Source organism: Variovorax sp. MHTC-1, from assembly GCF_003984645.1.
Classification (GTDB): domain Bacteria; phylum Pseudomonadota; class Gammaproteobacteria; order Burkholderiales; family Burkholderiaceae_C; genus Variovorax.
Genome location: NZ_RWKI01000077.1, coordinates 1 through 1,390, shown reverse-complemented (window position 1 = coordinate 1,390; position 1,390 = coordinate 1). Strand labels below are relative to the sequence as shown.

Annotated in this window: 1 protein-coding gene and 1 pseudogene; both read left to right on the top strand. The window is 64.1% G+C overall.

Features of this window, described 5'->3' with window-relative positions:
- Positions 1–170: pseudogene (locus EJI01_RS29550) on the top strand (chemotaxis protein CheW); the annotation flags it as partial.
- A 157-nt stretch (positions 171–327) separates the two neighbouring features.
- Positions 328–1,390 (top strand): MCP four helix bundle domain-containing protein (locus tag EJI01_RS28280; RefSeq protein WP_126840402.1); only part of this gene is annotated, 1,063 nt, incomplete at its 3' end.

Sequence of the window (1,390 nt, the reverse complement as noted above, 5' to 3'; positions counted from 1 at the left end):
TCACGCTCACGCCCGAGCAGATCAAGCCTGCGCCGGAGATGGGCTCGGTGCTGGACACGGACTACCTGATCGGGCTGGGCACGCTGGACGAGCGGATGCTGATCCTGGTGGACATCGACAAGCTCATGTCGAGCGAAGAGATGGGCCTGATCGAAAAAATGGCCGCTTGAATGAGCTCTCCCCCAGGCTTGCCCACTTCGTGTGGCCGCCAACCCCCTCGCCGGGGGCAACACCAGCGGCCCGGCAAAGCCGGTTCCGCGGTGTTCCTGGAATGGGCCTCCCTTTGTTTGAGATCTTGTGAGACTGGCGACAGCCGGTGGAGTTGACATGAAAAACTGGAAAATCGGCACCCGCCTCGGCATCGGCTTCGCGCTGGTGCTCGCACTCCTGGCCAGCATCGCCGGCATCGGCGTGCTCCGCCTGCAGAACGTGGGCAATGCCACGGAGGACATGGTCCAGCGTTCGCTCGTCAAGGAACGCCTGGCCGCGGCCTGGCTGCTGGGCACCAGCAGCAACAGCGTGCGCACCTTCGCGCTGGTCAAGAGCAACGATGCGGAAGTGCAGGACTACCTGCAGAAGAACATCACCAAGACCAGCGCCGGCATCTCCGAGACGCAGAAGAAGCTCGAAGCGATGCTGGACTCGCCCGAGGAGCAGGCGATCAGTGCCGACATCAAGGAAAAGCGCAGCCAGTACATCGCCCTGCGCAGCGGCATTCTCAAGCTCAAGGCCGAAGGCAAGCAGGACGAGGCGGCCCAGATCACCAACAGCAAGCTGGTGCCGATGCTCGATGTCTACGACGCCAGCATCCGCAGCATGCTGACCTACCAGGCCGAGCGGATCGACCAGGCGGCCGGCTCCATCGACGGCCTCTACCGCTCGGGCCGCAGCAACGTGATCGTGCTGGCCGTTCTTGCGCTGGCGCTCGGGGCCGTGCTGGCATGGCTGCTGACGCGCAGCATCACGCGGCCTTTGAACGAGGCGGTGCAGGTGGCGCAGACGGTGGCCTCGGGCGACCTGAGCAGCCAGGTGGTGGTGAAGACCCGCGACGAAACCGGCTTGCTGATGCAGGCGCTGAAAGGAATGAACGCCAACCTGGCCAAGGTGGTCGGCGACGTGCGCGCCGGCACCGACACCATTGCCGCGGCTTCCAGCCAGATCGCATCGGGCAACCAGAACTTGTCGGCTCGCACCGAAGAGCAGGCCAGTTCGCTCGAGGAAACCGCGGCCTCGATGGAAGAGCTGACTTCTACCGTCAAGCAGAACGCCGACAACGCAAGGCAGGCCAATCAACTGGCCCGCACGGCCTCGGAAGTGGCGATCAAGGGCGGCGACGTCGTCAACCAGGTGGTCGACACCATGGCCTCGATCAATGCGTCGTCGAAAAAGA